This window comes from Arthrobacter sp. NPDC058127 (genome assembly GCF_042884555.1).
Lineage (GTDB): Bacteria > Actinomycetota > Actinomycetes > Actinomycetales > Micrococcaceae > Arthrobacter.
In genome coordinates this window covers 1-1,478 of the sequence record NZ_JBHVTT010000044.1, presented here as the reverse complement: position 1 = coordinate 1,478, position 1,478 = coordinate 1, and the positions used below count along the sequence as shown (strand labels likewise).

Annotated in this window: 1 protein-coding gene; it reads right to left on the bottom strand. The window is 64.9% G+C overall.

Annotated features, from left to right (window positions below; all coding sequences use genetic code 11):
• Positions 1–21 precede the first annotated feature (21 nt).
• On the bottom strand, positions 22–1,478 hold a 1,457-nt coding region (locus tag ACFVTG_RS24745; RefSeq protein WP_390283654.1), incomplete at its 5' end, for an IS1634 family transposase.

The window sequence follows — 1,478 nt, the reverse complement described above, 5'->3', positions numbered from 1 at the left end:
ACCTGACTTCGGTCAATCGGCTTAGTGCCTGTCCCGTGGGTTCCGGATCGCGTTGAGGACTGCTTGTTTGTCGGCTGGGATGGCGGGTGGGAATGTCTGCTCGGTGCCGTTGATCGCGATGGTGGCTGAACGAAGCGGCCGTAGTTGGCGGATCAGGTTGCGGATTGCGAGCCCGGTCCGGTTCTGTGCTTCGCGGCTGAGTGCCAGCGCGGTGAACACGATGGTCAGGTGGGCTTCGATCGCGTCCTTGGTGCGGTGGAACATGGGCCGGGCCCGCAGGTCGGTCTTGGACATCCGGAAGGACTGTTCCACGTGCCACAGGTCGTGGTAGCTGGAGATCACCTCGCCGGCGGGCATCACGCCGATCGGGATGTTGGTGACGTAACCCTTGAGCCCGACCAGGCGTCGTGCACGCGCCAGCGATGCTTCATCGAGTGAGCGGCTGCCGTTGCTGGTCTTGATGAACCGTGGCGCCCGGGCGGTTTTCTCGCCTGCGATGACTGCGCGAGCCTTGTCTTCCTGCAGTGTGAGGGTCGTGTTGTCCCGCGCTGCCCGTTTCCTCGAGTACGCCCACACCGCACGCCAGGACCCGGGGTGCTGCCCGGGGTCCCAGACTGGTTCGGCTTTCACGTACGGATCGCTCGCGAAGCCGCCGCGGCCGTTGCGCGGGGTGATGGTGTCGATGATCTGCCCGTCGGTGAACGCTTCTCCGTGCCAGCGGAAATGGGACTCCAGATCAACGGGAGCCTTGCTCACCCGGGATCCGACGATGAACCTCAAGCCCGCCTCATCGAGCTCTTTGAGGTTGGCTGCGGACAGCATCCCCGCGTCGGCGACCACGACCATGTCGGCCAGGCCGTGCCGTTGCTGGAAGGCCTTGATGATCGGGACGATGGTGGTGGTCTCTGCCTTATTTCCCTCGAAACAGCCGATCTCAAGCGGGAAGCCGTGCCGGTCGACCAGCAGGCCGACCACGATCTGTGGGTCGACCCGGCGTTCCTTGGAGTAGCCGACCTTGCGCAGCTCGTCCTCTTTCTCGGCCTCGAAGTACAAGGTGGTGACGTCGTAGAGACACAACGACACATCCCCGCGGGTCACCGCATGGTTGAAGCACGCGGTGACGATGAGGTCCCGATAGCCGCGGCCGGCGCACCGGCTCAACGTCCGGCGCATCGTCTTCTCGCTCGAGGCCCTCCGACCCAGGTCGCTCAGAACCCGTCCGGTGTCCAGGATCGAAGTCGGCTCCACGATCCTGGCAATCACCAAGTCACGGAACGTCTCGTCCTCGACCACGGCGAACCCCAGGTCGGAGTAGACCCCGGCAAGCACCTCATACAACAACAAGGAGGACGTACCGATCACCTGTGGAGCGGCCACCCGCGGCTGCTCGACTCCCCGGCCACCCACACCAGGGTCGGCGAACAGCGCCGGGACCGCCGTGGATGCGACCATCCGGGCCTTCCTCGGCGTGGCTTCCA